We start from the raw sequence: 25,763 nt of genomic DNA, 5'->3' as shown, positions 1-25,763 counted from the left end.
CTCAAAGTGCATCTTTCGCTCAAAATAGGCCAAATTGATGCTTAGGCTACTGCCACGACATGGGGAGAGTGAGATGACCAAACCACGCATTGTGGTGATCGCTTATGAGGGGATCAGTCCGCTGTATCTCTCCATCCCCTGTGCGGTGTTTCATGACGCGTTCCAGTATCGGGAATGCCCGTTTGAGTTGGAGGTGTGCAGCCTGCACGGCCGCGAACTGAACGCCTTGTCGGGATTCTCTCTCTCAGTAGACGCCGACCTGCATGCCGTGGAACGGGCGGATGTGGTGATTGTGCCGGGCTGGGCCGATGCCACCAGCCCGGCCCCCAAAGCTCTGCTGGAGGCACTTATCACAGCGCACCAGCGTGGCGCCATTGTGGTGGGGTTGTGCCTGGGGGCCGGGGTATTGGCGCAAAGCGGGTTACTGGATGGCCTCAGTGCCACCACCCATTGGGCGTTCGCCGACGCTTTTGCCGAGGCGTATCCCTCGGTCAGGGTGGACCCGGATCCACTGTATCTCGACCATGGACAGGTGGTGACCTCGGCGGGGATGGCCGCCGCGATGGATTGTTGCCTGCATCTGTTACGGCGCCTGCTGGGCAGCGACAGGGCGTCCGAGGTGGCGCGGGTGCTGGTGGCGCCGCCTTACCGTCACGGTGGGCAGAAGCAGTATATTCCGGCGCCGGTACCGCGCCCTCGGGCCGGAGAGGGCACGCTGGGGCGAGTGATGGAAGCGATTCAGATGGAACTGGCCGCCCCGCATACCGTCGCCAGTGTCGCCGAGCGTTGCGCCATGAGCCGCCGAACCTTCACCCGTCAGTTCCAGGCATACACCGGCATGAGCTTTATCGCCTGGCTCACCGCCCGGCGCCTGGCCCACAGTCAGCACCTGCTGGAGCACAGTGACCTGGCCATCAGCCAGGTGGCGGAGCAGGCCGGATTTGGCAGCGAAAGCGTGTTCCGAAAACACTTTAAAGCCGCGTTTGAGCTGTCACCCAGAGCATGGCGACAGAGCTTTGGGCAGAGGCAGAAGGGGGAATAACGTAGCGTGGGCCTGTGGCCCACGGCCCGTTCGCCACAGACGGCACGCGACGGCAGGGTTTGATCGCAATGGCGCGGCCCTCTAGCATGCAGGAACCGGTGCGGGCGTGACGTTGCGATCCCAATGGCGTCCGCACTCCCGACCAATAACGCAATAAGGATGTTGTGTGGTAACAAAAATCAGGGCTTTGTTGTTCCGCCTCGGTGGGTACGCCTTTTGGTGGCTGCTGGGTTTGGGGCTGGTGTTTGCCCTTATCGCCAAGGGCTGTGCTTCTTTGTGTTCCCACGAGGTGGTTGATGAGGTGCGCTCCCCGAACGGCAAGTTCGTGGCGGAAGTTTCCATCGGGGATTGCGGCGGGGCTACCACCAATTTTTTCGGTTCCGTCATCATCAAAGACGTGGAGAGGGGCACCGAGTCAAGACGTGTGTTTGGCTTTGAAGGTCGCCCAAGTAACCTGGGCCTGGTGGTTCAGTGGCAATCGGATGAGCTGCTGGTACTGCGCTTCGATGACCTGCAACAGGTACGAATCATCGACCCCACTAACCGGGGAAGCGGCGACTTCCACATTCGCTACGATTACACGGGGAAGCCGCCGCACTGAAATCGGTGCTGCGCAGATTCTGAGAAACAAAAAACGGGACCCTGGGGTCCCGTTTTTGCTGGCGGCGAGTCCGGGTTAACCCAGCTCGTCGGTGGCCACTTTGTAGGTGGGGTCTTCCAGTACGTTCACCTCCACCAGGTCACCGGCCTTGTGCAGCAACTTGCGGCATTCCGGGCTGAGGTGGCGCAGGTGCAGGGTTTTGCCTTCACGCAGGTAGCGCTCTGCCAGGGTGTCGATCGCTTCCAGTGCGGAGTGGTCGGCCACGCGGGAGTCGCCGAAGTCCACCACCACGTCCTGCGGGTCGTTCTTGGCGTCGAACATGTCCAGGAAGCTGGTGACGGAGGCGAAGAACAGCGGGCCCTGAGGCTTGTAGATCTTCCAGCCGTTGTCGTCGGTTTCGGTCTGGGCGGTCATGTGGGTGGCGTGGTCCCAGGCAAAGCGCAGGGCGGAGACAATCACACCCACCAGTACCGCGACGGCCAGGTCGGTGATCACGGTAACGCCGGACACCAGTACAATCACCAGGGCATCGGCCTTGGGCACTTTGCGCATGATGCGGAAGCTGGACCACTCAAAGGTGCCCAGAACCACCATAAACATTACGCCCACCAGCGCCGCCACCGGAATCATCTCGATCAGGTGGGCACCGAACAGGATAAAGCCCAGCAGGAACAGCGCCGCAGAGGCACCAGACAGGCGTGAACGACCACCAGAATTAATGTTGATCATGCTCTGGCCAATCATGGCGCAGCCGCCCATGCCGCCGAAGAAGCCGGTGGCCACGTTGGCCACGCCCTGGCCGACACACTCGCGGTTGCCCTGGCCACGGGTCTGGGTCAGCTCATCCACCAGGGTCAGGGTCAGCAGCGACTCAATCAGACCGATGGCGGCCAGCACCAGCGCGTAGGGGAAGATGATGGTCAGGGTTTCCCAGTTCAGCGGCACCATCGGGATGGCGAAGCTGGGCAGGGTGCCTTTGAGGGTGGCTTCGGCGTCACCGGTCATGCTGCGCACAAAGTCGATCACGGAGGCGGTGTCCAGGCCCAGGCCGTGCACCAGTCCGGTTACCACCAGGATGGCGGCCAGCGAGGAGGGGATGGCGCGGGTCAGCTTGGGCAGGAAGTGGATGATGGCCATGGTCAGGGCCACCAGGCCCAGCATGGTGAACAGCGCTTCACCCTGCATCCATACCATCTGGCCGGAGGCGTCGGCCTCTTTAAACTGACCCAGCTGAGCCAGGAAGATCACGATGGCCAGGCCGTTTACAAAGCCCAGCATCACCGGATGCGGCACCAGGCGGATAAACTTACCCAGTTTCAGGGCCCCCGCCAGGATCTGCAGAATCCCCATCAGGACCACGGTGGCAAAGAGATACTGCACGCCGTGCTGGGCCACCAGGGCCACCATAACCACGGCGAGGGCGCCGGTGGCGCCGGAGATCATGCCGGGACGACCACCGATCAACGCGGTGATCAGGCCCACCATAAAGGCAGCGTAAAGGCCCACCATGGGCTCAACACCGGCAACAAAAGCAAAGGCGACCGCTTCGGGGACCAGAGCCAGGGCAACGGTTAAGCCGGACAGCAGGTCGGCTTTCACACTGGCTTGGGGATTACTGCGAAGTTCAAACATCAGGAGGGGATCCCTGTAGCGAAAAGGTTGTCAAAAGGCGCGAAAATTAACAGGCGAGGCAGTGGATGTCAAAAAAGGATGGCACAGCGATGACGAAAAAAACGCGGGCAAAGCTGCCCGCGTGGTAAGGAACCAAAATGTGTTGGGTCGTGAAGAAAGTTAGAGTGGCCCAGGTCGGCCATTCCTGAATAAAGAGGCGACCGCACAGCGGAAAACTGAAACCGATGCTGGAGTGGGGTGGCCGCTCGGCGCTACGATAGAAAGAGCTGTTTATTCAGGGAGTCTGTAGATGAGTCATTCGCTCAAAATTGGGGTAGCGCTGGGCAGTGGGGCGGCCAAAGGCTGGGCCCACATCGGTGTGCTGCGCGGTTTGTCCAAGATGGGGGTTTACCCCGACGTGGTGGCGGGCTGTTCCATCGGGGCTTTCGTCGGTGCCGCCTACGCGGCGGACCGCCTGGATGAGCTGGAGGAGTGGGTGCGTGGCTTCTCTACCTGGGATGTGATGGGACTGATGGACGTCTCCTGGCGTCGCGGCGGCCTGATCGAGGGCGAGAAAGTCTTTGAGGCGGCCAGCAAGGCGATTGACCTGTCCGACATCAGTGCGGTGAAGCGCCCCTTTCTGGCGGTGGCGACCGACCTCTACACCGGACAGGAGGTGTGGCTGGATGAAGGTAAGCTGTCGGACGTGGTGCGGGCCTCCTGTTCCATTCCCGGCCTGATGTCCCCAAAACAGATGGGTGACCGCTGGCTGGTGGATGGCGCGGTGGTGAACCCGGTGCCGGTCTCCCCCTGTCGTACCCTTGGTGCGGATCTGGTGATCGCCGTTGACCTGCATGGTGATGGCCGTCAGCACGTGGCGGAAGTGGTAAACATGGCCACGCCGGTGAGCGAAGCCCAGGTCGAGCGACAGAAGGCCAGCAATGGCTTTATGGACCTGCTGGTGTCCGGCCGGGAGCTGTTGAACCGGGTGGTGGACAGCGTGACCGCGCCCAATCAGAACCAGCATCACCCCAATATGCTGGCGGTGATGCACCAATCGATGGAGATCCTGGAGCAGCGCCACAAGCGGGCGCGGCTGATGGGGGACCCGCCGGAGGTGATGGTGCTGCCTCACGTTGGCGCCATCGGCACCATGGAGTTCCAGCGCGCCGAGGAGGCGATTGCTGCCGGTGAAGCCTCGGTGATGAAGGTGCAGAACCAGATTGAGGCGGAAATTGACCGCATGAATAAGGCCCGCAACGGCCACTGAAAACAACAACACCGCCCTTGGGCGGTGTTGTTGTTTGTGGTGCGGGTTCAGTGCTGGCTGCTGCGCATCTCTTCCAGACCGCCGCCATTCTGCACCTGCTGATAGCCCTGGCGGCTCAGCCAGTTCAGGGCCTGGCCGGAGCGGTTGCCGCTGCGGCAATACACCACGATAGGCTGGCTTTTGCTGTCACCGAGCTCGTCCAGGCGGCCGGGTAACTGGTCCAGCGGGATGTTGATGGCACCGGGCAGGTGGCCTGCGGCAAACTCGCCAGGGGTACGGACGTCCACCAGCAGGGCACCCTCTTCAACCCAGTGCCAGGCGGTTTCTGCCCGCTCGGAGGCGATAACGCCGCCCTGCACACCCATAGCCAGCACCAGGCTGACCAACCACTTTCTCATTGTTCTCTTCCTTTATCTGGGGGAAACGGACTCCCGTTCCGACTTCATGCCCAGCTTTCGCATCACCATGGTGGCGGGGCAAAAGCCGGTGAAGGCATTTTGAAACAGATTAGCGCCGATAAATACGGTGAGCCACACAAAACCGGGATGTACCCAAACGGTCAAGGCGACGGAAATCAGCACCATGATGCCGGCGAAGGCGAACAGGGCGCGTTCGGTGGTGCGCGGCGCGCTGCAGAATGAGGATTGGGACATGGGAGCCTCCTTATTGCTCAGTAGCTGTAGCGCACTCGCACCCAGCCGTTGCTGTTGTCACTCAGGCGGGCAAAGAAGGTGTGATCCTCCTGACCGCCCAACAGGTTGAAGCCTGCGGCAAAGCTCCAGTGGTCATCCAACCGGTAGTTGGCCTGGGGCCGCAGGTAGAAATCCTGGTCACTGGGGCTGTAGAAGCTGAACAGGGAGAGCGTCAGCTTCTCCTGCATCGCCCGGTAGTCCAGCCGCACCGTGGTGAGGTGGCGGTTCTGGTCCATCGCGTACTCAGGTAACGGCTGGCTGGCGAGCCAGTCGCTGTAATCCCGCAGGTGTTCCAGTTGATACTGCAGCCCGAGGGTCAGGTTGGTGATCAGCTCCATCTGGTAACCAGCCAGCAGCATCAGCTTGTCGGCGGGTTGACCGGGGCTGCCGCCCTGCTGTGGCTGAATGTCCTGTACCACCCCTTCGAGGTTGAACAGGCCCGGACCCAGCGGCAGCATGACACTGGCCCCATAGGCATTCAGCCGGGAAAACTGCGGCTGGCCCTGGGCATCGATCGCTTCCGGCGAACCGGTGTAGCCCCAGTAGCCATACAGCGCCCATTCCATCCGGCCGCGTTGGCCAAACAGGCGGGCGGCGAGGGCGTCGTCGCTGGGCTCGTCCACATCGAAGCCCGGTGCGACCGGGGCACCGGCTCTGGGGTCGTAGAAGCTGAGACGCTCGCCGTTGAGGTAGTTGTCGCTCTCAAAGCGGGGCATCCAGGCCAGGTCGAGGTTGGCGTATTTACCGAAGTAGCTGGCCTTCACCGCATTCACCGGCGCTTTGAGAAACTCGTCGTCCTGACCGGTAAAGAACGCCTGCCAGTCTTTGGGGTAGAGGTCGTTCAGGAACAGGAAGTCACCGGTGCCCCAGGTCAGCACCTGGCGGCCAATCTTCATGTCGATGTGGTCGCCCAGGCCAAAACCTACCGTCAACTCGCGGATATCGAGCTGCCACCCCTCCACCACGTCGTCGTAGCGCAGGTCGGCGCGCAGGTCACCGGTCAGCGTTTCACTGCGATAGCCGGTTTCCACCCGAGCCCGGGCTTCGCCAAGGGTTTGCCGGGGCAGGCCCGCACCATCGGATTGCAGGCGGTAGCCGGCGGCGCCCTCGACAAAGCCGGAGACGGGCAGCCAGGGGGAGACGGTCTCCTCCCCCCAGTCGTCGCCCCAGTCATCTTCCCAGGGGTCTTCACTGGCCCAGGCACCGGGTAACAGGCTCAGGGCCAGCAGCGGCAGTGCGATACGACTCATCGTGTCCTCCGGCTCAGCGCAGGTACTGGGTGGGGGGCGTGCGCATGCTGCGCTCGCTGAAGATCGATTCCGGCAGGCCGATGTCGTACTCGACGCCGCGGAACTCCATCAGGGTGCGGCCGCCGCTGCGCAGGTCTTCCACAATCGAGCGGGTCACGGTGGGGTGGCCCTGGATGGGGTCCACCTTGGCGACGCTGATGCGGCGGTACACCTCACCCTGGCCGTCCTGATATTCGGTTTTCATCGGCAGCCAGGTGGATTTGTCGATCCACACCCGGTAACCGGCGAACTCAACGCTGGACGGGTTTTTCGGCGTGGCGTCGATCACGTACTGGTCTGCGGTTTCCTCCACCAGAGTGAAGTTGTCCTCACGGGGATTGCGGCCAGAGACGTCTTCGTAGAAGAAGTGACTGCCCACAAACGAGGTGCGTTTGTCACCGGCACTGATGCGGCGCAGCAGGTCCAGACCCGGCAGGTAGAGCCACCGGTCATCGTCGCTCTGTACCTTCTTCTCCACCCGGAACACGGTGCCGCGCACATCGGAGGGGCGGGAGAAGAACACCAGCATCTGCTGGTCTCCCGCGGCCTCTTTGGTGCGGCGCAGGATGGTGAACTGGCGGATCTGTTCACTGCCACCGGCATCCTGGATGCGCATCCGGGCCTGGCTGCGGCCATCCTCCCCGGCATAGAACGCGGCCAGGTTGGCTTTATCGATGATCTGGTCGGCGCTCAGGGTCTCTGCACGGGCGGGCAGGATCGTGAGGCTGAGCAGGGCCAGGCCGCCAAGCAGGCCGGTGGCCAGGGACGTCAGGCGACGGTTACGCATGGGAACCTCCGGTTTCGGTTTGGGCATCGTTGTGATGGGGGGCGTCCTGCGGCAGGGTCCAGCGCGCCAGCAGGGCCAGCGCAGCGGGCAGCAGCAACAGGGTCACGCTGGCGGAGACGGCCATGATGGAGGCCATCAATACGCCAACGGTGATGTAGGGCACCAGCGGGGCCAGCAACAGCGGGGTGAAGCCCAGGGCGATCACGATGGCGTTGCGGCTGATGGCGCGGGCCGGCTCCTCAAACATCAGGCTGAGGGTCTGGCGCCACTGTCCGGTTTGACGGTGGATGGAGCGGGTGCGCTCAAGGAAGTGGATGGCGAAGTCCACCGACAGGCCCAGCGCCAGGGCTGAGAGCACCGCAATCGGCATGTCGTAGTCTTTGCCCAGCCAACCCACCAGGCCATAGATAAAGGCGATGGTCAGGGACAGCGGCAGCATGGCGATCAGGCCGTACAGCGGCGAGCGGAACAGCAGGCTCATCATCACAAAGATCACCACGAAGGCGCTGAGCAGGCTCTCCAGCATGCCGTTGACCATGGCGTCCTGCCAGATCACGTTGATGTAGGCTTTACCGGCCCAGTCAGCCTCCAGCCCCTGGGGCAGCGGATGGGCAGTGAGGTACTGGTCGACGTGGTCGATCACCGCATTCATATGCTGGTTGTCACCGGAGGTGAGCTGCAGCCAGATCAGGCCCTGGCGGTAGTCGCGGCTGACAAAGTGCCACAGGTCCTGAGGCCGGTGTGAGGACTGGAACTGCAGCAGGGTTTGCGCCACGCCTGCGGCACTGTCGGGCAGCACAAAGTCACTGTCCTTACCGGAGTGCAGTTCGCGGTTCACGGTTTTGACGATGTCCGGCAGGGCGTTGGATTTGCCCACCAGACCGCTCTGGTTGAGATCATCCTGCAGGTTGGCCATCCAGGCCAGCAGGGCCGGGTCAAGGAAACGGCGGCTCTGTTCCGAGAGGGTTTCCAGCTTGGGCAGCAGCGCGTCGATGGCGTCCAGCTGAGCGTCGCTGTCGCTGGCAAAGGCGGCGTCATCAAGGCGGCTGATCAAGCTGGCCAGCGCCTCGCCATTGGCTTGTTCCAGCAGGGTGGCGGCCTCGCCATCATTGGGCAAAGCCTGGGCCAACAGCGGTTGCAGTTCTGCCAGTTGGGCGGCGCTGAGCAGGGGACGGGTGTCGGTGAGCACCAGGTAGGCGTCATAGGTACCGGCAAAGTGATGGTTCAGCGCGTTATCGGCGATGCGGATCTCATGGTCCGACTTAAACCAGCGTACCGGGTTGTCGTTGATCTGGATCTTGCTGATGCCAAAGGCGGAGAACACCAGCACCACCAGCGCCAGCGCCACGATGGGCTTGGACTGGCGTACACTGAAGCGACCCAGACGCGGCAGCAGACGGGCCAGCAGGCCACCCTGCTCATTCTGACCGTGCAGGCGAGCCTGCATCGCCACCAGGGTGGCGGGCTTCATCCGTACCACGTAGGCGGGCACCAGCAGCACGCTGACAATAAAGGCCAGCAGGATGCCGCTGCCAACAAAGGCACCGAAGATCTGCACCGGCGGGATGGGCGTCAGCATCAGGGAGTAGAAACCCACGGCCGAGGTCACGGAGGTAAACAGCATGGGGTTAAACAGGTCCCCCATTACTTCGCGGATCACCGCTTTGGCGTCGTCACCGGCCCGGTAGCGGTCGGTAAAGTCACTCATGATGTGAACCGAGTCCACCACCGCAATGGGCATCAGGAAGATGGCGATCATCGACGACATGATGTGCACGGTGTAGCCCATGCCGATCAGGGTGCCCATGGTGGCAATCACCGTGGCCATCGCCACCAGCATCGGAGCCACCACCAGCGGGATGCTGCGGAAGAAGAACCACATCAGGGCGAAGATCATGGCGCCAGCCAGCGGCGCAGAGATCGCCATCTGCACAAACATCTCGTGGCCAAACTGGTTCTCCGCCACCGGCAGGCCGGTGAGGTAGTAGGTGTCGCTGGGGTTCAGGTCGGCGATGAGGCTGCGGATCTGTTCCGCCACCTGGTAGCTGTCGTCTTTGTTATAAAGCGGCACGTAGATGGCTGCGGCTTTACCGTCACCGGAGACCAGGGTGTTATTAAGTAGCGGCAGGCGCGCCACCGCGTCGGCAATGGCGTCCGAGGCCGCCTGAGTTTGCGGCGCCTGCTTCATCAGATATTCAAAGCGGATGGTGCCGGGGCTTTCCTGGGTGATGTTGTCGGAGGTGGAGAGCGCCATCAGGTCGGCTTTGACCACCGGGTCCAATTTCAGAATCGCGTCGGTGAGCTGGTGCATGGTGGCCAGGGACTGGGGGTTGAAGATGCCATCTTCGGCCACTGCGCCCACCACGATGCTGTCATACAGCGCAAAGTCCGCTTTGACCTGGTTATGGAACACCCGTGCTGGCGCGTCTTCCGGCAGCATGTTTTCCGGATCGGTGTCGATCTGAATCTGGGGAATAAGGGCAGCAGTGGCCAGCACCAGCGCCCAGATAAGGGCGTAGACGGTGCGGGGGCGTTCTGTGGCAAAGCGGATCAGCCCGGCTTTCATGTGCGCTCCGACGGTAAAGTAAACAGTGTGTGAGATCCTACTTTAGGTAATTCTAATTTACAAGAATTAGAAAAATCTAATTTACTGTTGGGGGATCGGCATCGCCCAATATCAGTGGTAAACCGGATTACCAGTGCAGGCAAGGAGAATAGCGGGGAGTGCGACCTTTTGCCGCAGTAGGGGAAAGGTGGAGAAAAAGTTCGGGGTAGGGGCGTACTCAGGCAACAAAAAAGGGGCCATAAGGCCCCTTTTATTACCCAGTCTGAAATCAGAACTGGTGGCTGTACTGCAGAGAGTAGTACATGGCGCCGGATTCGGTGGTGGCGTTAACCGGACCAACAACCGCGCTGTTCTCGATCAGGTCAACCTCTTCGCCCATCACGTAGGCGACACCGAAGTCGATGGTGGATTTCGGGGTCAGGTTGAAACCCACACCGGCGGTGAACCACTGACGGTCAGAGTCCGGAATGGAGATGGAGCTGATTTCGTCAACCACGCCCTGGTCGTAGGCGTAGCCGGCACGCAGGGTCCACTTGTCGTTAACGGTGTAGGTACCGCCCAGGCTCAGGAACCAGGAGTCTTTCCACTTGTACTCTTTCAGTGCTACGTCGCCTACCGGGATAGCCGGAGCATCCGGGTTGCCCACGATCATGCCGGTACCGTCTTTGGCAGTGATCTGGTGGAAGTTGCTCCACTGGGTCCACTGGGCGGTGTAGTGCATGGCGAACTGGTTGGTCAGCTGGTGGAAACCGGCAAACTGGAAGATGTCAGCCAGGGGGACTTCCAGCTCGTTGAAGTTGGTGGCCACGTTGGCGATACCGATTCCCGGGATGTTTTGCGGGGTAACGGTGTTGATGTCGCCCTCTACGCCCATGTCCGGGCTGAAGCGGTAGCTCAGACCAAAGCGGTGGTTTTCGTTGATCTCGTAGGTGGCACCCACGATACCGCCAAAGCCAATGCCGTCGGCCTCGACGTCAACCAGCGGAGTGGCACCAGCGTAGCGATCCAGGGAGCCTTCCCCGTAGATCACGTCCAGACCGGCACCCAGGCTCAGCTGTTCGTTGATGCGGTAGGACACACTGGCGTTGAAGTTGATGGTGGTCACTTCGGTGTTGCCGATCAGGTCAAACGGAGCGACTTTAGTGTCCGCTTTGATCAGGCTGGCGCTGTCGGTACCGGTACCGAAGTTAGAGAACGCGCCAAAACCCACCGCCACTTTGTCGTTCAGCGGGTGGATGTAGAAGATGTTCGGGATCACTTTGCCGCTGCCGGCGTCATCGATGCCACCCAGATCAACCAGGCCACCGGCAAAGTTCACGTCTTTGATGTCGATCTTAACGTCGGCGTAGGTCAGGCCACCGGAGAAAGCCGGGGCATCGAACAGCGCCATCGCGGCCGGGTTACGGGCCAGAACGGAGGCGTTGTCAGCGATTACGGCGTCACCGGCGAATGCACGGCCGATGCCAGTGGCGGACTGGCTGTTCAGCTGGAAACCGGCAGCCAGGGATTGGGTGCTGGCCAGTGCAATGGCAGTAGCGAGCAAAGTCTTGTTCATCGTTTTCATCTGCTATCTCGTCGGTGGCAGTTGGAATTGTAATAGTGGGGCGAGATTCTAGGGACTGTCACCGGTCCGACATATCCGACCAGATGGCAAAATCATTGAAAACGGGGTCATTTTGCGGCGTACAGCACGGAAAATGCCATTCGGTGTTAGCTGATTGTAACTTTTGGGTGATCAAAAAAGGGCGCCGGAGGCGCCCTTTGTAGGGGGAAAGTTTAGAGCTTCTGCTCAAACTCCTGGTGTTGGCTGACCACTTCGGCCTGTGGCGGCATCAGTTTACTGACGATAACCCCGGCCAGGGTGGCAAAAATAAAGCCGGGCAGCAGCTGGTAGACATCAAAGACGCCGCCGCTGAGCTGATCCCAAATCACCACGACCACGGCACCGGTCAGGATGGTGGCCACCGCGCCCTGGCGGCTGTAGCCCTGCCAGTACAAGGCCAGCAGAATGACCGGGCCAAAGGCCGCGCCAAAACCGGACCAGGCGTAAGCCACCAGCTCCAGCACGGTGGATTCCGGGTTCAGGGCAATCACTGTGGCCACCACTGCCACCGCCAATACGGTCATCCGACCCACTGCAACCAGCTCCTTCTCACTGGCGTTGGGGCGCATCCACTTGCGGTAGAAGTCTTCGGTCATCACCGAGGAGCAGACCAGCAGCTGGGAATCGATGGTGCTCATGATGGCGGACAGAATGGCGGCAATCAGCATGCCGGCGATCCAGGGGTTGAACAGCACCTTGGTGAGTTCAATAAACACGGTTTCCGGATTGGCCAGCGGGCTGCCGGCAAAGTGCACCGCGCCGGCCAGGCCGGTGGCCAGTGCACCGATCAGAGAGAGCACCATCCAGCCGATGGAGATGCGGCGGGAGGTGGGCAGGTCTTTGACCGAGCCGATCGCCATAAAGCGGGACAGGATATGGGGCTGGCCAAAGTAACCCAGGCCCCAGGCCATCAGAGAGATGATGCCCAGCAGGGTGGTGCCTTCCGGCAGCATGGTCAGCATGCTGGGGTCGAGCTCCGGCACCCCTTCGGCATCGCCGCCACCGAGCACCACCATGGGCACCACCAGCAGCGCAATCAACATCAGGATGCCCTGGAAGAAGTCGGTCCAGCTGACTGCGAAGAAGCCGCCGACAAAGGTGTAGGAGACGATGATGGCCGCACCAATCAGCAGGGCGGTGGTGTAATCCAGGCCAAACACCTGCTCAAACAGGATGGCGCCACTGACCATGCCGGATGAGGTGTAGAAGATGAAGAACAGCAGGGTGGTGGTGGCGGCGATACCGCGCAGCAGACCCGGGTCGGCAAAGCGGTGTTCGAGGAAGTCAGGCAGGGTCAGGGAGTCGTTGGTGAACTCGGTGTAGATGCGCAGGCGCTTCGACACCAGTTTCCAGTTCAGCCAGGCGCCCAGTACCAGGCCGACGCCAATCCAGGCTTCGGACAATCCGGACAGGTAGATGGCACCGGGCAGACCCAACAACAGCCAGCCGGACATGTCGGAGGCGCCCACGCTGAGGGCGGTTACCGCGGGCCCCATCTTGCGGCCACCCAGAATGTAATCGGAGGAGGTGGACGTGGCCTTCCAGGCCAGGGTGCCTATCACCAACAGGAGGATGAGATAGGCAAAGAAGGTGATCATGGTTGCGGTTGATATCATTGTTATACACTGATGCTTTTCGAAAAATCGCAACGATGCTAACAGAGGAGTGTGATGTTGACCAACAAATGGGGTTCAGCGCCGGACCTGAAATGGTGGCGCTTTGATGCGTTGGATGTGCATCAGCTCTACGCGGTACTGCGATTGCGCGAGCAGGTTTTTATGCTCGAACAGAACAGCCTGTACGAAGAGCTGGATAACCTTGACCAGCAGTCTGAGCACCTGTTGGCCACCGCCGACGGTGAGTTGATGGGCTACCTGAGACTGCTGGCACCGGCAGTCGGGCCGGTGAAACTCGGGCGTATCGTGTTAGCCAAAGCGGCACGTGGCACGGGCCTGGGGCCGACTCTGATCCGTGAGGGGCTGGCGCGTGCGGCCAGTCAGTACCCGTCCCGCCCAGTGAAGATCTCGGCCCAGTTGGCGCTGAAAGACTACTACGGTCAGTTCGGTTTTGTCGGCACCTCAGAGCCCTACGACGACGGTGGGGTACTCCACCTGGATATGGTGAAAGCTGCCGAATAAAAAAAAGCGGGCCTAGGGCCCGCTTTTTTGTTGGTGCGTTGGCTTTACAGCGGTTGGTAGCCCGCTTCCACCCGCTTCAGTACCGGCTCCAGTGGCTGGCCCTTATCACCGACAACGGCCAGGTGCACACCGGCCCGGTCTTCCCCGATGCCGTGATAGCGCTTATCCGCGAACTGTGGGGGAAGCGTCATCTCGTTCTGCTTGGGGATCACAAACAGGGTGACACGGCCCTGATCGGAACTCATCACGATGTGCAGACTGCGGATCCCCTCGAAATCGCAGTAGTTGGCGTAATACACCTCACCCGGAAGCGCATCAAACTGGCCGCCAAAGCTGGCGAGTTTGGTGTTGAGGGCACGCAGGTCGACCTGCTCATCCACGTAGGAGGTAAAGCCCGCCTCATGGGCCACGTGCGCCAGGGCGTGCTGGCCCAGATCGCCGGTACCCTGGTTGAACACCGCGAAAGAGAGCCCGATGGCAAACGCCACTGACGCGGCAGCGGCCATCTGCCAGCGATGTCGACGCTTCTGGTCGCGGTGTACCGTCATGTTCTGCTTCAGCAGCAGGCGCTCGGCCAGGTCATCGGGCACCGGCACCTTGAGAGCCTGTTCCAGTTCCCGGTCCATGCCCTGCAGCTGTTTGACAAACTCAGCACGGCCCGGTGCATCGCCCATGGCGGCAACAAATTCATTATCGTCCTGGTTAGGGTCGGAGTAGGCCCGACGCCGGAATTCCAGTTCATCCATTGCTGTGGCCCCTTGAAGTCTGGTTGGGACTGAGTGCGTCCCGAAGTTGGTTACGGGCCCGGAACAGGCGGGTCATGACGGTATTGCGGTTCAGCTCCAGAATCTCGGCAATCTCGTCGCCGCTGAAGCCATACATCACCTGCAGAATAAGCGGCTCCCGGTACTCCGGGCTGAGCATCGCCATCTGTCGGCGCAACACCTGATGGTCGGCCATCTGCTCGTGGCTGAGGCTGTCGTTATCCGCCACCTGACACTGTTCTATGTCCGTAAGGTCAAACTGTTTGCGTTCAAAGCGCCGGGCATTCTCCCGCCGCAGGATGGTGATCAGCCACGCCTTGGCGGCCTTATCATCCTTGAGTGAGTCCAGCGCCTTCCAGGCACGCAGAAAGGTCTCCTGAACCAGGTCCTCTGCGACGGAGGCGTCGTGGCTGAGCCAGTAGGCATAGCGGTAGAGATCACCGTGCAGAGCGCGCACCAGTGTCTCGTAGCGTCGTTGTTTGCTGATCATGTCCGTAGAGACCGTCGACGACGCGTTTTTCTTTCCAAACCAGTTCAACATTTTTCCATCCTGCTGGCGAAAGCCTGGTGGATTTCGTCACCTTTCCATTCTGGTGGCGGGATTGAGTGGCGGCAAGGGACTCGCTTGCTGGTTGGCCTTCTGCTTTTGCAGGCGGGTCAGCTCGGCCGCCAGGGCCTGTCCTTGCCAGGGGGTATTACGAACACTGTAGCGGGATGCCTGAAGTTCTTTGAGCGGTCCGGCGAGGCTGGGGTAATGGTGGCCAATATCCGCCAGGCTCATGGTCTTGCCACTGTGCTCACTGGCCCACTCGGGCAGCAGCGCCAGCGCGGTTTCCGCCTGGTTCTGCTGACAGGCTTTGTGCAGCGCAGCCAAGGTATTGGAGGAAGGGGTTGGCGTCGCGGCCGGTTGTGGCTCGGTGCGATAGCCACGGCCCCGCTGCCATCCCCAGACCAGAGTGGCCAGCCACAGCAGGGCAAACAGCGCCGTTGCCCAGGGCCAGTAGCCCGGAGAATTTGGGGTTTGGGTGATGGGTTCGGCCGCCGGGCGGCCGCTGTCGCTGAGCACCGGCGGCGGGGTGGCCGGGCTGGCGGCGGTGCCGGTGACCGTGATGGTCTGGGCGGGCAGGGTTGCCCACTGCTGGCGCCCGAGACGGGCGTTCCACCAGGGCACCTTGATCTCCGGCAGGGTGTATTCGCCAGGCTGAGACGGCACAATCGCCATGGTTTGCTCAAGCCGGGCGATCAGCTGACCATTCTGCACGCCGCCCTGGCGCTGGTTTTTATCGGTATAGAGGCGCAGCGACTCCGGCACCTCAAGCGGGATCTCCGCCAGGCTCTCCTCCACCGCACCGACCGCAGTGAGGGTCAGGGTGCGGGAGATGGGTTGGCCCACTTCAAAACTTTGGCTCGGGTCCAGGCTGTCATTGAGCGTCACCAGGTCTGCGGCCAGCCAGTGGCCCTGGTAGCTGGCAGGCTGCGCTTTGACGTTCAGTTCGATCGGCTCCCCCTGGATCGCCATCGGCTTGGGCTGGGCCCGGCCAAACAGGTCGCGGCGGCCACTGGGCACCAATACGTCGCCCTCAAAGTTGGCGGGTTGCAGGCTCACGGTGCCGGTGATTTGCGGCACGATAACGTAGTCGCGCTCAATGATGCGGTAGCGGCGGCCCTTGATGATCTGGCTGGATTCCCGGTCCTGACCCAGCTGGCGGATCAGGGCGTTATCGGCACTGGGGGCGTTCAGGGCACCCCGTTGCAGGTCGGCCCCCAGAAACAGGCGAACCGTGGCTTTCGCGGGCTGGCCCAGCCACAGGGTGTCCTGGGCCAGATCAGTTTCCAGAAAGACCAGTGGGGTCTGGTTCTGTACCTGAGCATCCCCCGGCGCCAGCACGGTCAGGGCGATGGGCTGACTGCGTACGCCGTTGATGTCCAGTGCCGGCAGGGTCACCTGGCCCGGATTGCGGGCAATCAGCATCACCGTCCAGCGGGTTTCCCGGCGGGCATCAAAGTTGACGATCTGGGTGGAGCGGCTGACCCGGGTCTGGCCCACGGCAAAATCCCGCAGCAGGGCGCTGGTGTCCAGCGCGTTGCTCTCCACGTCGTCGTCGGCCACCACCTCAAGAATGAAGGACTGGCCTGCCACCACCGGGTTTTGGTCGATGCTGGCCTGCAGCTCGGTCAGCGCCAGGGTGGCGGGGCTGAGTCCAAGCCACAGCAGGGCCATGAACAGCAGGCGGGAAAGGGGTGAACTTACCACTGGGTTTGCTCCCTGTTGGTGTCGCCACTCTGGCGGCGACGCTCGTATTCCAGTTCCATTTTGTTTCGCAGCAGGCGGGCGGGGTCATCCACCACCTGGTCCAGTAGCCGCTGCAGTTGTTCGTCATTGGGGTCGCCTTCCCGGGCCTCGGCCGCTTGCGCCTCGCCCTGAGACTCCGGCTCGCGCTCACTGGGATCGCCGCTTTCGGGTTGTGGCTCGGCCTGGCCGGGCTGCTCGGACGGAGGCTCCTGCTCACCCTGATGCGGTTCCGGCTCCGATGGGGAGGCGCTGCCGCTGTCGTCCGGCTGTTGCTCGCCCGGCGGTTCAGAGGGCTCGGAGTCGCTGGGTTGGCCATTGTCATCCTGCTGGCCCTCGCCGGGTTCGGTTTGGTCCGACTCGCCCTCGGACGGGTTCTCTCCTTCCCCTTTATCGCCCTGGTCGCTGTCATTTTGTTGCTGTTCAGGCGACTGTTGCATCTGCTGTTCCACCCACTCGAGGTTATCGCGGGCGGCCTGGTGGTCCGGCTGTTGGGCCAGCACTGAGCGATAGCGCTCGGCGGCCTGCGGATACTGCGCCATTTGGGCCAGTGCATTGCCCTGGTTGTAGAGGGCGTCGACGCCCTCAACCTGTTCGAAGGCGGCCAGTGCCCGGGCGTAGTCGCCAGCCCGGTAGTAGGCGGCGCCTTTCCAGGCCGGGTCAGTAAACCCTTCCGCAGCCTCGCTGAACTGGCCGGCATCGAACTGGGTTTTGGCGGCCTGATCGGCGTTTTGCCACCAGGCGGCTTCCGCCCGTTGCGGCGTGAATGACAACGGCATCAGCAACAACAGCAGGCTGAGCAGGCCCTGGCGGCGCATACCAAAGGCCAGTGGCAGCAGGGCCAGCAGCAGGATCTGCCCACCTCGGTCCCGCCATTGGCTGTGGTGTTGCTCGGACGCTTTTTCGTTCTCTTCACCCAGTTCCGGGGCGTCATGGAGCAGGGCATTGATGTCGGCACTGTCCGGGCGGTAGCGCACCAGCTCTCCGCCGCTGGCACTGGCCAGCTTCTGCAGGCGTTCAAAGTGGGTACGAACGATGGCGACGCTGCCATCCAAATCCCGCACCAGTTCGCCGCTGGGGCGTTTCATCGGTGCACCATCTTCGCTGCCGAGGGCCAGGATTTGCAGGCGCCAGGGCTGGGATTCAGCCAGCTCCAGCGCGGCATCCATATGCTCAGCGGGCAGGTCATCGGTCAGCAGCACAATGTCCCCCTGCTGGTATCCGGCGTCCCGCAGGAGGCGGTCGGCCTGTTGCAGGGCGGCGGGCAGGTTGGAGCCGCGCACCGGCATGATCTCCGGGGAGAGGGCGGGCAGCAGGTTCAGCAGAGTGGCGCGGTCTTCGGTCATCGGCGCCAGAATAAACGCGTCTCCGGCATAGGCCACCAGCGCCATCTCCCCTTCACCGGCCTGGCGCAGCAGGTCGGTGGCTTTAAAGCGGGCCTGGGTGAGGCGATTGGGCGGCAGGTCGGTGGCCCACATGGAGTCGGACATATCCAGCACCAGCACCCGACCTTTCTGCAGCTGGAACAGGGGCACCTCCTCCTTGTCCCACGCCGGTCCGGCCAGGGCAAAGATGGCAATAAACAGCGCCAGCAGCAGCCACAGCGGCTGCACTTTCTGGCCGGTTTCCATCCGGTCATCCAGCATGGCGGGCTGCAGGTGCGCCGGCAGCACTTTGTGCCACAGGGCGGCCTGGCTTTGCTGGCGCAGTAGGGCCCAGCCCACCAGTGGCAGCAGCAGCCACAACAGCAGCAGGGCGGGACGCATCAGGTGGAATTCAGCCATACGCCCTCCGCAGTGACAGCATCAGCAGCAGAGCCAGTGCCGCGCTTAACGGCCAGTAGAACAGTTCCGTCTGGGGGCGCCATTGGCTTTGTTCGCGGGCCAGTGGCTCCAGCTGGTCCAGCTCCTGGTAGATCGACTCCAGCTCCTCGGTGCTGCGGGCCCGGAAGTAACGCCCGCCGGTGGATTCGCTGAGCTGGATAAAGCTTTTCTCGGCTTGGTCGAGGTCGCTGGAGGGGTTAACGGTGCGGGTGCCGAGCAAGCCGCGGCGGCGGATCTCGGCGGAGCCGATGCCGATGGTGTAGAGCTTCACACCGGACTGGCGCGCCAGGCTGACTGCCTGAGCCGGGGTAAAGCGGCCGGCGTTGTTTTCGCCGTCGGTCAGCAGCACCAGCACCCGCGAGCTCTGCTCCAGATCATTGAAGCGTTTTACGCCGAGGGCGATGGCATCGCCAATGGCGGTTTGCTGACCCACCAGCCCCAGTACCGCTTCATCGAGGAAACGGGCCACGGCAAAACGGTCGAAGGTAAGCGGCGCCTGCAGGTAAGCCTGGTCGGCAAAGAGGATCAGACCGAGGCGGTCACCGTCGCGACGCTCAATAAAGTCACTGAGCACATGGCGCACCATGGTAAAGCGGTCCACCACCCGGTTGCCCAGCTCCATGTCTTCAATCTGCATGGAGCCGGACAGGTCCACCGCCAGCATCAGGTCTCGCCCCTCACGTTTCATGGCGACGGGTTCCCCAATCCACAGCGGGCGGCTGGCGGCCAACAGAATCAGCAACCAGGCCAAAATGGCCAGATAACGCCAGGCCGGGTGGGGCAGCGGGGCGGTGGTCAGCCCCTGGTTGGCCAGCAGCGCATCGGGCAGACGCAGGGCGCGGGCCTGAGCGTGGCGCTGGCGTTTGAACAGCCAGGGCAGTGGCAGGGCGAGCCAGATCCAGGGAAAGGCCAGACTCAGCATTGGGCCTCCCGGGCGTTTGCCAGTTTGGGCAGGGTTTGGCGGGCATGATTCAGCAGCGCCTGACCGCCATGACCACTGTCACGGCGATAGGGGTTGCCCATCAGGTCCAGCCATTGGCCCCGTTGGGATTCCGGCAGTGCTTGGTCAAGCCAGTCATACCAATCCTTAACGCTGAGTTCGGCCACGCGCTCGCGGGGGACGTAACTCATGGCGGTGCGTTTCAGCAGGTCATGCACCTGACGTGGCAGCTCACGGTCGTCGGCGCGCAGTTGAGCAAGCTGCTTCTGCGCTGCGCGCACCGGAGCCAGGCGGCGGTAACGGCGCCACTGCCAGAGGGCCAGTGCAATCAGGGCAACCAGCAGGATGGCCAGCAGCAGCCAGACCAGCAGAGGTGGCCAGGGGTTGAGTTGGCTGGGCAGGATAATGTCGTGCAGGGCGTCGGAGGCGTTCATAGCCACAACCTCCGCCATTGCTGTTCCAGTGGTTGCGTGGCACTGATCTCGCTGTAGATCAGCTGACGCTGGCGGACGCCATTGAGGGCGTTGGCCTGGGCCTGGTGCCAGTGGTTGGCCAACGCGTCACGACGCTCCCGGCTCAGCCAGCCGGATTGGCCGGAATGGGATTGGCGAACCGGCAGCAGGCCGCGGCTGGCTTTGAGGCGGTCAAACAGCGGATCGGTGATGTTGAACACTCGTACCTCGGCATGACGTTTTAAGCGGGCCAGCCGCTCCAGGCTGGCGCTGTCGAGGCCAAGGGTATTGGTGATCACCACCACGGTGGTGCCGGGCCGGGCCAGTCGTTCCAGCCGCTGCAGTCCCGCTGACCAGTAATCGTTGTCCTCGCTGTCGTCACCGGGGTGCAGCTCCACCAGCGCTTCCAGCAGGGCCAGCAGCCCGCTGCGACGGGCGCGGGGCTTGAGCTCCCGGTGGCCGCGCTCGCTGAGGATCAGGCCGCCGAGCCGATCCCCTTCGGCGCTGACGTGCCAGCCCAACAGTGCCGCCAGGTGGGCGGCCTGCACCGATTGCAGCAGCAGTTCGGAACCGTAATGCATCCGCTGGCCAAGGTCGACGCACAGCAACACTGGCCGTTCCCGCTCTTCGCGGAACAGCTTGGTGTGGGCTTTGCCGGTGCGGGCGGTGACCCGCCAGTCAATGGTGCGCACGTCGTCACCAGGTTGGTAACCGCGCACTTCGGAGAACTCCATGCCGCGCCCTTTCAGGCGGCTCAGGCGCTCACCGGCCATCAGCGCACGGGCCTGGCCGCTGTGGTGGCTCTGCACCAGGCTGCGGTGTTCGGCCCGGGCCAGCAGCTCCGGCAGGGTCAGGGTTACCCCGTCGCCGTGACGGGGCAGGTCGGACGGGGCGGACATCAGGGCACGGCCACCAGTTTCAGAATGCGGTGAATCACCTGGTCGGCGTTAACGCCCTCAGCTTCGGCCTGATAGCTCAGCAGGATGCGGTGGCGCAGAACATTGGGGGCCACCGCCTGGATGTCTTCCGGGGCCACGTAGTCGCGGCCACAGATCCAGGCGCGGGCCCGGGCGCAGCGCTCCAGCGCGATGGTGGCACGGGGGCTGACGCCCCACTGAATCCAGTTGGCCAGGGTTTCGTCATAGCGGGCCGGAGTTCGGGTGGCCATCACCAGCTCCACCATATAGCCCTCAAGCTGAGGAGCGAGGTAGAGGTCCAGCGCCTGACGGCGGGCGGAGAACAGCTCCGCTTCGCTCAGGGGTTCCGGGGCGCTGAGCGGGGCGCTCATCGCTTCATTGCGGGACAGGGCCAGGATCTGGCGTTCGGTCTCGGCGTTGGGGTAATCCAGCGCCAGATGCAGCAGGAAGCGGTCGAGCTGGGCTTCCGGCAGCGGGTAGGTGCCTTCGTTCTCAATCGGGTTCTGGGTCGCCATCACCAGGAACAGCTTGGGCAGCGGGTAGCTGCGTTTGCCCACGGTGATCTGGCCCTCCGCCATCGCTTCGAGCAGGGCGGATTGCACTTTCGCCGGTGCCCGGTTGATCTCATCGGCGAGGATCAGGTTGTGAAACAGCGGCCCGGGCTGAAACTCGAACTGGCCGGTTTCCTGGCGAAAGATGTCGGTGCCGGTGAGGTCAGCGGGCAGCAGGTCCGGGGTGAACTGCACCCGGTGGAAGTTGCCCTGGATGCAGTCGGCCAGCGCCTTGACCGCCCGGGTCTTAGCCAGCCCCGGCGGGCCCTCGACCAGCAGGTGGCCATCCGCGATCAGGGCGATAAGCAGCCCTTCTACCAGGGCGGGCTGACCCAGCACCATCTGCTGCAGATAGTGTTGGATCTGGTTGAGTCGTTCCAGCTGCATGGGGTCCTCGTCGCTAGTACGCCATCAGGCGAAGGTGGCTTGCATCTCGCCTACCAGCAGGTAGGGGGCGGCGCTTAAAAAGGGGATAAAACTGGCCCGGACCACTTTCCACGCCGGCGCACCGGTGCGATTCAGGTGCAGCGCGTAGAACAGGCCATAGGCAAAGAATGCCGGATACAGTAACACGGTGACGCCGATGTAGTAGCGCAGCAGCATATCCGGGATCCCCATCAGGCTGTTGGGGAGTGAGAAATCGACATGGCCGAACCCCATCATCCAGAACAGCATCTGGACACCGAGCGGCAGATAGAGCAGGGCGATCCAAACGGAGAGAGGGCGACGACTTTGATTAAAATCCGGCTTCATAAAAAAACGTGTGTAAATCAACGTACTCGCCGTTATAACGAGGACAGCAATCGGATTCAAGGGGCGCTGACGTGCGAACCGGGGCTGGCGGATTTACACAACTGTTTGAAACTGCGCCACGAAAAGTTAGAATCAGGTCACGTTTTACTGGTCAGACCATCGCGGATCACACTTTGAACCCAGTCTGGCCCCCATCGAGAGGAACAGCGATGAGTCGACGACAAGAGGTCAAAACCGCGACGGGCGATCGGATCGCCATTGTGGCGGGATTGCGCACCCCATTTGCCCGCCAGGCGACCGAATTCCACGGGGTGAGCGCGCTGGATATGGGCAAGATGGTGGTCAGTGAACTGCTGGCCCGACATGATCTGGACCCGAAAGTGGTGGACCAGGTGGTCTATGGCCAGGTGGTGCAGATGCCCGCCGCCCCCAATATTGCCCGCGAAATCGTACTGGGCACCGGCATGTCGGTGCACACCGACGCCTATTCCGTATCCCGCGCGTGCGCCACCTCCTTCCAGTCGGCCGTCAACGTTGCCGAATCCATTATGGCGGGCAGCGTCGAAGTGGGCATTGCCGGTGGTGCGGACTCCAGCTCGGTGCTGCCGATTGGGGTCAGCCGCCGACTGGCACACGCCCTGGTGGACCTGAATAAGGCACGCTCGCTGGGCCAGCGCCTGAACATCATCAAAAAGCTGAAGATGAAAGACCTGCTGCCGGTGCCGCCGGCGGTGGCGGAATACTCTACCGGGCTGTCGATGGGGCAAACCGCGGAACAGATGGCCAAGAGTCATGGCATCACCCGCCAGGCCCAGGATGAGATGGCGGTACGTTCACATCAGCTGGCGGCCAAGAGCTGGGACGAGGGCCTGCTCACCGACGAGGTGATGACCTGCCACATTCCGCCCTACAAGCACTACATTGAGCGTGACAACAACATCCGTGCCGATATCCAGCTGGCCAAACTGGCCAAGCTGAAGCCGGTGTTTGACCGCAAACATGGCAGCGTCAGTGCCGCCAACTCCACCCCGCTAACCGACGGCGCCTCAGCCCTGCTGCTGATGCCGGAAAGCAAAGCCAAAGCGATGGGCTATGAGCCGATCGGCTACATCAAGAGCTACGCCTTTGCCGCCATCGATGTCTGGGAAGACATGTTGATGGGCCCCTCCTACGCCACCCCGCTGGCGCTGGAGCGTGCCGGCATGAACCTGGCTGACCTTGACCTGATCGAGATGCACGAAGCCTTTGCCGCTCAGGCCCTGGCCAACGTGAAGATGTTTGCCAGCCGCAAGTTTGCCGAAGAGAAGCTGGGTCGCAGCGAGGCGATCGGCGAAATCGACATGACCAAGTTCAACGTGATGGGCGGCTCACTGGCCTACGGCCACCCCTTCGCGGCCACCGGTGCGCGCCTGATCACTCAGGTCTGCCGTGAACTGAAACGCCGCGGTGGCGGTACCGCACTGACCACCGCCTGTGCGGCCGGTGGCCTGGGTGCAGCGATGATTGTGGAGGCCGAATAATGAGTGATAAGACCTTTAGCCTCGACGTGGGCAATGATGGCGTCGCCATCATCACCATGGACGTCCCCGGTGAGAGCATGAACACCCTGCGCGACAGTTTTGCCGCTGAGGTGCGTGACCTGCTGGGTGAGATTGTTCAGGACAGCAGCATCAAAGGGGTGGTGTTCACCTCCGGTAAGCCCGGCTCCTTTATTGCCGGTGCCGATATCGCCATGCTGGCGGCCTGCAAAACCACCGATGATGCCTATCAGATCTCCCGCGGCGCCCAGCAACTGTTTAATGAGCTGGCCGCCCTGAAGGTGCCGGTGGTGGCAGCCATTGATGGCCCCTGCCTCGGCGGTGGCCTGGAGCTGGCCCTGGCCTGTGACTATCGCATCTGCTCCGACAGTGCCAAAACCGTACTGGGCGTGCCGGAAGTGCAGCTGGGCCTGTTGCCCGGCGGCGGTGGTACTCAGCGCCTGCCGCGCCTGGTGGGGGTGGCCCGCTCACTGGATATGATGCTGTCCGGTCGCCAGTTGCGCGCCAAGCAGGCGAAGAAATTTGGCCTGGTGGAGGAGACGGTGCCGCTGTCCGTGTTAGTGGACGTGGCCCGTGAGTACGCCCTCAAAGGTAAGCGCAAAGCGGTGAAGCCGAACCTCAAAGGGGCGGAGAAGCTGCTGGAAAGCACCGCCTTTGGCCGCAAGGTGATCTTTGACCAGGCGGGCAAGAAGGTGCTGGCCAAGACCCAGGGCAACTACCCAGCGCCGCTGAAGATCATCGACTGCGTGCGCACCGGCCTTGAGAAGGGGCTGGATGCCGGTTACGAGGTGGAAGCCCGTCACTTCGGTGAGCTGGTGATGACGCCGGAGTCCGAAGCGTTGCGCTCCATCTTCTTTGCCACCACTGAGATGAAGAAAGAGAGTGGTGCGGGTGACGCGAAACCGTTACCGCTGAACAAGGTGATGGTACTGGGCGGCGGCCTGATGGGTGGGGGTATCGCCTCGGTTACCGCCCTGAAGGCGAAACTGCCGGCCCGCATCAAGGACATCGCTGAGCCGGGCCTGCAAAACGCGCTGGCCTACAGCTACAAGCAAGTGGACAAGCGGGTTAAGAAACGCCAGATGACCCCGGCCCAACGGGACAAGGCGATGAGCCTGCTCTCAACCACCACCCGCTACGACGGCATCAAAGATGTGGATATCGTGGTGGAAGCGGTGTTTGAGGATCTGAACCTGAAGCACCAGATGGTGAAGGATGTGGAAGCCAACTGCGGTGAACACACCATCTTCGCCTCCAACACCTCCTCCTTGCCGATAGGCCAGATTGCCGAGGCGGCGAGCCGTCCGGATAAAGTGATCGGCCTGCACTACTTCTCTCCGGTGGAGAAGATGCCGCTGGTGGAGGTGATTGCCCACAAAGGCACCTCCGCTGAAACCATCGCCACCACCGTCGCCTTTGCCCGCAAGCAGGGTAAAACCCCGATCGTGGTGCAGGACGGCGCGGGCTTCTATGTGAACCGAATCCTGGCCCTCTACATGAACGAAGCCGCCAACCTGCTGCTGGATGGCGAGCCGGTTGAAGCGCTGGACAAGGCGTTGGTGAAGTTTGGTTTCCCGGTGGGACCGGTCACTCTGCTGGATGAAGTGGGTATTGACGTCGGTGCCAAAATTTCGCCAATCCTTGAGAGTGAACTGGGATCACGGTTTGCGGCACCCGCCGCTTTCGCCAAATTATTGGCGGACGACCGGAAGGGCCGGAAGAACGGAAAGGGCTTTTACCAGTACGGTGGCAAGGCGAAGGGGAAAAAACCGGTCGATGAGTCGGTTTACCAGGTGCTTGGGATTCAACCGCAAGGCCGCCTGAGCCAATCTGAGCTGGCGGAGCGCTGTGTGGTGCAGATGCTGAACGAGGCCGTCCGCTGCCTGGAGGAGGGCATCATCGCCTCACCCCGTGACGGCGACATCGGTGCCATCTTTGGTATCGGCTTCCCGCCGTTTCTGGGCGGCCCGTTCCGCTACATCGACCGCTTGGGTGCCAAGTCCCTGGTAGAGCGCCTCAGAAGCTACCAGGAGCGATTTGGCGACCGATTCGCTCCTGCGGATAAGCTGGTGGCGATGGCCGAGCAGGACGAGCGTTTCTACCCTTGATAATGGGATGAGATCCTGATCACAAAAA

23 protein-coding genes are annotated in these 25,763 nt (G+C 62.2%); 6 read left to right on the top strand and 17 right to left on the bottom strand.

Translation table 11 applies throughout. The features are described 5' to 3' along the window. Positions 1-73 precede the first annotated feature (73 nt). Both FBAL_RS13630 and FBAL_RS13625 read left to right on the top strand, forming a co-directional pair. Positions 74-1,042, top strand: a complete 969-nt coding sequence (locus FBAL_RS13630) for a GlxA family transcriptional regulator (protein ID WP_013346160.1) — start codon at positions 74-76, stop codon at positions 1,040-1,042. 166 nt (positions 1,043-1,208) lie between these two features. Continuing rightward, positions 1,209-1,643, top strand: a complete 435-nt coding sequence (locus tag FBAL_RS13625) for a hypothetical protein (protein WP_013346159.1) — start codon at positions 1,209-1,211, stop codon at positions 1,641-1,643. A 75-nt stretch (positions 1,644-1,718) separates the two neighbouring features. On the opposite strand, the gene FBAL_RS13620 is transcribed toward FBAL_RS13625, so the two are convergent. Next, a complete protein-coding gene (locus FBAL_RS13620; protein ID WP_013346158.1) occupies positions 1,719-3,275 on the bottom strand; it encodes a SulP family inorganic anion transporter in 1,557 nt (518 codons plus the stop codon). A 289-nt stretch (positions 3,276-3,564) separates the two neighbouring features. On the opposite strand from FBAL_RS13620, the gene rssA reads away from it, so the two are divergent. Continuing rightward, on the top strand, positions 3,565-4,524 hold the full coding sequence (rssA, locus tag FBAL_RS13615; protein ID WP_013346157.1) for a patatin-like phospholipase RssA: 960 nt from the start codon (positions 3,565-3,567) through the stop codon (positions 4,522-4,524). 47 nt (positions 4,525-4,571) lie between these two features. Here rssA and FBAL_RS13610 read toward each other — a convergent pair whose 3' ends face one another. The 7 genes from FBAL_RS13610 to putP all read right to left on the bottom strand — a co-directional run bounded on the left by FBAL_RS13610 (position 4,572) and on the right by putP (position 13,077). Continuing rightward, positions 4,572-4,922, bottom strand: a complete 351-nt coding sequence (locus FBAL_RS13610; RefSeq protein WP_013346156.1) for a rhodanese-like domain-containing protein — start codon at positions 4,920-4,922, stop codon at positions 4,572-4,574. A 12-nt stretch (positions 4,923-4,934) separates the two neighbouring features. Beyond that, positions 4,935-5,177, bottom strand: a complete 243-nt coding sequence (locus FBAL_RS13605) for a YgaP family membrane protein (RefSeq protein WP_013346155.1) — start codon at positions 5,175-5,177, stop codon at positions 4,935-4,937. Positions 5,178-5,194: 17 nt separating this feature from the next. Further along, entirely contained in the window at positions 5,195-6,466 is a 1,272-nt protein-coding gene (locus FBAL_RS13600) for a hypothetical protein (protein WP_013346154.1), read from the bottom strand. 13 nt (positions 6,467-6,479) lie between these two features. Continuing rightward, positions 6,480-7,292 (bottom strand): outer membrane lipoprotein-sorting protein, encoded by an 813-nt coding sequence (locus tag FBAL_RS13595; RefSeq protein ID WP_013346153.1) that lies wholly within the window; start codon positions 7,290-7,292, stop codon positions 6,480-6,482. After that, on the bottom strand, positions 7,285-9,858 hold the full coding sequence (locus tag FBAL_RS13590) for an efflux RND transporter permease subunit (RefSeq protein ID WP_013346152.1): 2,574 nt from the start codon (positions 9,856-9,858) through the stop codon (positions 7,285-7,287). The genes FBAL_RS13595 and FBAL_RS13590 overlap by 8 nt, the downstream gene beginning before the upstream one ends. Before the next feature lie 268 nt (positions 9,859-10,126). Beyond that, positions 10,127-11,422 carry an OmpP1/FadL family transporter gene (locus tag FBAL_RS13585; protein WP_013346151.1) on the bottom strand — a complete coding sequence of 432 codons (1,296 nt, stop codon included), beginning with the start codon at positions 11,420-11,422 and terminating at the stop codon, positions 10,127-10,129. Between the two features lie 212 nt (positions 11,423-11,634). Beyond that, complete coding sequence (gene putP, locus FBAL_RS13580) at positions 11,635-13,077, bottom strand: sodium/proline symporter PutP (RefSeq protein ID WP_013346150.1); 1,443 nt, start codon at positions 13,075-13,077, stop codon at positions 11,635-11,637. Positions 13,078-13,131: 54 nt separating this feature from the next. On the opposite strand from putP, the gene FBAL_RS13575 reads away from it, so the two are divergent. Beyond that, positions 13,132-13,599: a GNAT family N-acetyltransferase gene (locus FBAL_RS13575; RefSeq protein WP_013346149.1), complete on the top strand. Its 468-nt coding sequence runs from the start codon at positions 13,132-13,134 to the stop codon at positions 13,597-13,599. Between the two features lie 44 nt (positions 13,600-13,643). Here FBAL_RS13575 and FBAL_RS13570 read toward each other — a convergent pair whose 3' ends face one another. From FBAL_RS13570 to FBAL_RS13530, 9 genes are read right to left on the bottom strand one after another with little or no spacing between them, the layout of a single operon-like run. Then, a complete protein-coding gene (locus FBAL_RS13570; RefSeq protein WP_013346148.1) occupies positions 13,644-14,345 on the bottom strand; it encodes a DUF3379 domain-containing protein in 702 nt (233 codons plus the stop codon). Further along, positions 14,338-14,904, bottom strand: a complete 567-nt coding sequence (locus FBAL_RS13565) for a sigma-70 family RNA polymerase sigma factor (RefSeq protein ID WP_013346147.1) — start codon at positions 14,902-14,904, stop codon at positions 14,338-14,340. The genes FBAL_RS13570 and FBAL_RS13565 overlap by 8 nt, the downstream gene beginning before the upstream one ends. Before the next feature lie 36 nt (positions 14,905-14,940). Further along, positions 14,941-16,617: a BatD family protein gene (locus FBAL_RS13560; RefSeq protein ID WP_013346146.1), complete on the bottom strand. Its 1,677-nt coding sequence runs from the start codon at positions 16,615-16,617 to the stop codon at positions 14,941-14,943. Continuing rightward, the gene (locus FBAL_RS13555; RefSeq protein WP_013346145.1) at positions 16,611-18,437 is read right to left on the bottom strand and encodes a vWA domain-containing protein; all 1,827 of its coding nucleotides are present in this window, start codon (positions 18,435-18,437) and stop codon (positions 16,611-16,613) included. Before FBAL_RS13555 ends, FBAL_RS13560 begins: the two co-directional genes overlap by 7 nt. Next, complete coding sequence (locus FBAL_RS13550; RefSeq protein WP_013346144.1) at positions 18,430-19,398, bottom strand: vWA domain-containing protein; 969 nt, start codon at positions 19,396-19,398, stop codon at positions 18,430-18,432. The genes FBAL_RS13555 and FBAL_RS13550 overlap by 8 nt, the downstream gene beginning before the upstream one ends. Further along, on the bottom strand, positions 19,392-19,850 hold the full coding sequence (locus FBAL_RS13545; RefSeq protein ID WP_013346143.1) for a DUF4381 domain-containing protein: 459 nt from the start codon (positions 19,848-19,850) through the stop codon (positions 19,392-19,394). Before FBAL_RS13545 ends, FBAL_RS13550 begins: the two co-directional genes overlap by 7 nt. Next, positions 19,847-20,767, bottom strand: coding sequence for a DUF58 domain-containing protein (locus tag FBAL_RS13540; protein WP_013346142.1), 921 nt, complete (start codon positions 20,765-20,767; stop codon positions 19,847-19,849). The genes FBAL_RS13545 and FBAL_RS13540 overlap by 4 nt, the downstream gene beginning before the upstream one ends. Next, positions 20,767-21,723, bottom strand: a complete 957-nt coding sequence (locus FBAL_RS13535; RefSeq protein ID WP_013346141.1) for an AAA family ATPase — start codon at positions 21,721-21,723, stop codon at positions 20,767-20,769. The genes FBAL_RS13540 and FBAL_RS13535 overlap by 1 nt, the downstream gene beginning before the upstream one ends. Positions 21,724-21,747: 24 nt before the next feature. Beyond that, positions 21,748-22,089: a hypothetical protein gene (locus tag FBAL_RS13530; protein WP_013346140.1), complete on the bottom strand. Its 342-nt coding sequence runs from the start codon at positions 22,087-22,089 to the stop codon at positions 21,748-21,750. A 209-nt stretch (positions 22,090-22,298) separates the two neighbouring features. Between FBAL_RS13530 and fadI the strand changes: the two genes are divergently transcribed. Next, on the top strand, positions 22,299-23,609 hold the full coding sequence (gene fadI / locus FBAL_RS13525; RefSeq protein ID WP_013346139.1) for an acetyl-CoA C-acyltransferase FadI: 1,311 nt from the start codon (positions 22,299-22,301) through the stop codon (positions 23,607-23,609). Beyond that, positions 23,609-25,735 carry a fatty acid oxidation complex subunit alpha FadJ gene (fadJ, locus tag FBAL_RS13520; RefSeq protein ID WP_013346138.1) on the top strand — a complete coding sequence of 709 codons (2,127 nt, stop codon included), beginning with the start codon at positions 23,609-23,611 and terminating at the stop codon, positions 25,733-25,735. Before fadI ends, fadJ begins: the two co-directional genes overlap by 1 nt. Positions 25,736-25,763: the final 28 nt, after the last annotated feature.

Origin of the sequence: Ferrimonas balearica DSM 9799, assembly GCF_000148645.1 — a bacterium.
Lineage (GTDB): Bacteria > Pseudomonadota > Gammaproteobacteria > Enterobacterales > Shewanellaceae > Ferrimonas > Ferrimonas balearica.
The sequence above is the reverse complement of the archived record's forward strand: the minus strand, read 5'-3'. Positions and strand labels throughout refer to the sequence as shown.

Bases quoted from the DNA above. Each gene is read 5' to 3' on its own strand.
- FBAL_RS13630 (WP_013346160.1), top strand. From the start codon at position 74: ATGACCAAACCACGCATTGTGGTGATCGCTTATGAGGGGATCAGTCCG.
- FBAL_RS13620 (WP_013346158.1), bottom strand. From the start codon at position 3,275: ATGTTTGAACTTCGCAGTAATCCCCAAGCCAGTGTGAAAGCCGACCTG.
- rssA (WP_013346157.1), top strand. From the start codon at position 3,565: ATGAGTCATTCGCTCAAAATTGGGGTAGCGCTGGGCAGTGGGGCGGCC.
- FBAL_RS13610 (WP_013346156.1), bottom strand. From the start codon at position 4,922: ATGAGAAAGTGGTTGGTCAGCCTGGTGCTGGCTATGGGTGTGCAGGGC.
- FBAL_RS13605 (WP_013346155.1), bottom strand. From the start codon at position 5,177: ATGTCCCAATCCTCATTCTGCAGCGCGCCGCGCACCACCGAACGCGCC.
- FBAL_RS13600 (WP_013346154.1), bottom strand. From the start codon at position 6,466: ATGAGTCGTATCGCACTGCCGCTGCTGGCCCTGAGCCTGTTACCCGGT.
- FBAL_RS13595 (WP_013346153.1), bottom strand. From the start codon at position 7,292: ATGCGTAACCGTCGCCTGACGTCCCTGGCCACCGGCCTGCTTGGCGGC.
- FBAL_RS13590 (WP_013346152.1), bottom strand. From the start codon at position 9,858: ATGAAAGCCGGGCTGATCCGCTTTGCCACAGAACGCCCCCGCACCGTC.
- FBAL_RS13585 (WP_013346151.1), bottom strand. From the start codon at position 11,422: ATGAAAACGATGAACAAGACTTTGCTCGCTACTGCCATTGCACTGGCC.
- putP (WP_013346150.1), bottom strand. From the start codon at position 13,077: ATGATATCAACCGCAACCATGATCACCTTCTTTGCCTATCTCATCCTC.
- FBAL_RS13575 (WP_013346149.1), top strand. From the start codon at position 13,132: ATGTTGACCAACAAATGGGGTTCAGCGCCGGACCTGAAATGGTGGCGC.
- FBAL_RS13570 (WP_013346148.1), bottom strand. From the start codon at position 14,345: ATGGATGAACTGGAATTCCGGCGTCGGGCCTACTCCGACCCTAACCAG.
- FBAL_RS13565 (WP_013346147.1), bottom strand. From the start codon at position 14,904: ATGTTGAACTGGTTTGGAAAGAAAAACGCGTCGTCGACGGTCTCTACG.
- FBAL_RS13555 (WP_013346145.1), bottom strand. From the start codon at position 18,437: ATGGCTGAATTCCACCTGATGCGTCCCGCCCTGCTGCTGTTGTGGCTG.
- FBAL_RS13550 (WP_013346144.1), bottom strand. From the start codon at position 19,398: ATGCTGAGTCTGGCCTTTCCCTGGATCTGGCTCGCCCTGCCACTGCCC.
- FBAL_RS13545 (WP_013346143.1), bottom strand. From the start codon at position 19,850: ATGAACGCCTCCGACGCCCTGCACGACATTATCCTGCCCAGCCAACTC.
- FBAL_RS13540 (WP_013346142.1), bottom strand. From the start codon at position 20,767: ATGTCCGCCCCGTCCGACCTGCCCCGTCACGGCGACGGGGTAACCCTG.
- FBAL_RS13535 (WP_013346141.1), bottom strand. From the start codon at position 21,723: ATGCAGCTGGAACGACTCAACCAGATCCAACACTATCTGCAGCAGATG.
- FBAL_RS13530 (WP_013346140.1), bottom strand. From the start codon at position 22,089: ATGAAGCCGGATTTTAATCAAAGTCGTCGCCCTCTCTCCGTTTGGATC.
- fadI (WP_013346139.1), top strand. From the start codon at position 22,299: ATGAGTCGACGACAAGAGGTCAAAACCGCGACGGGCGATCGGATCGCC.
- fadJ (WP_013346138.1), top strand. From the start codon at position 23,609: ATGAGTGATAAGACCTTTAGCCTCGACGTGGGCAATGATGGCGTCGCC.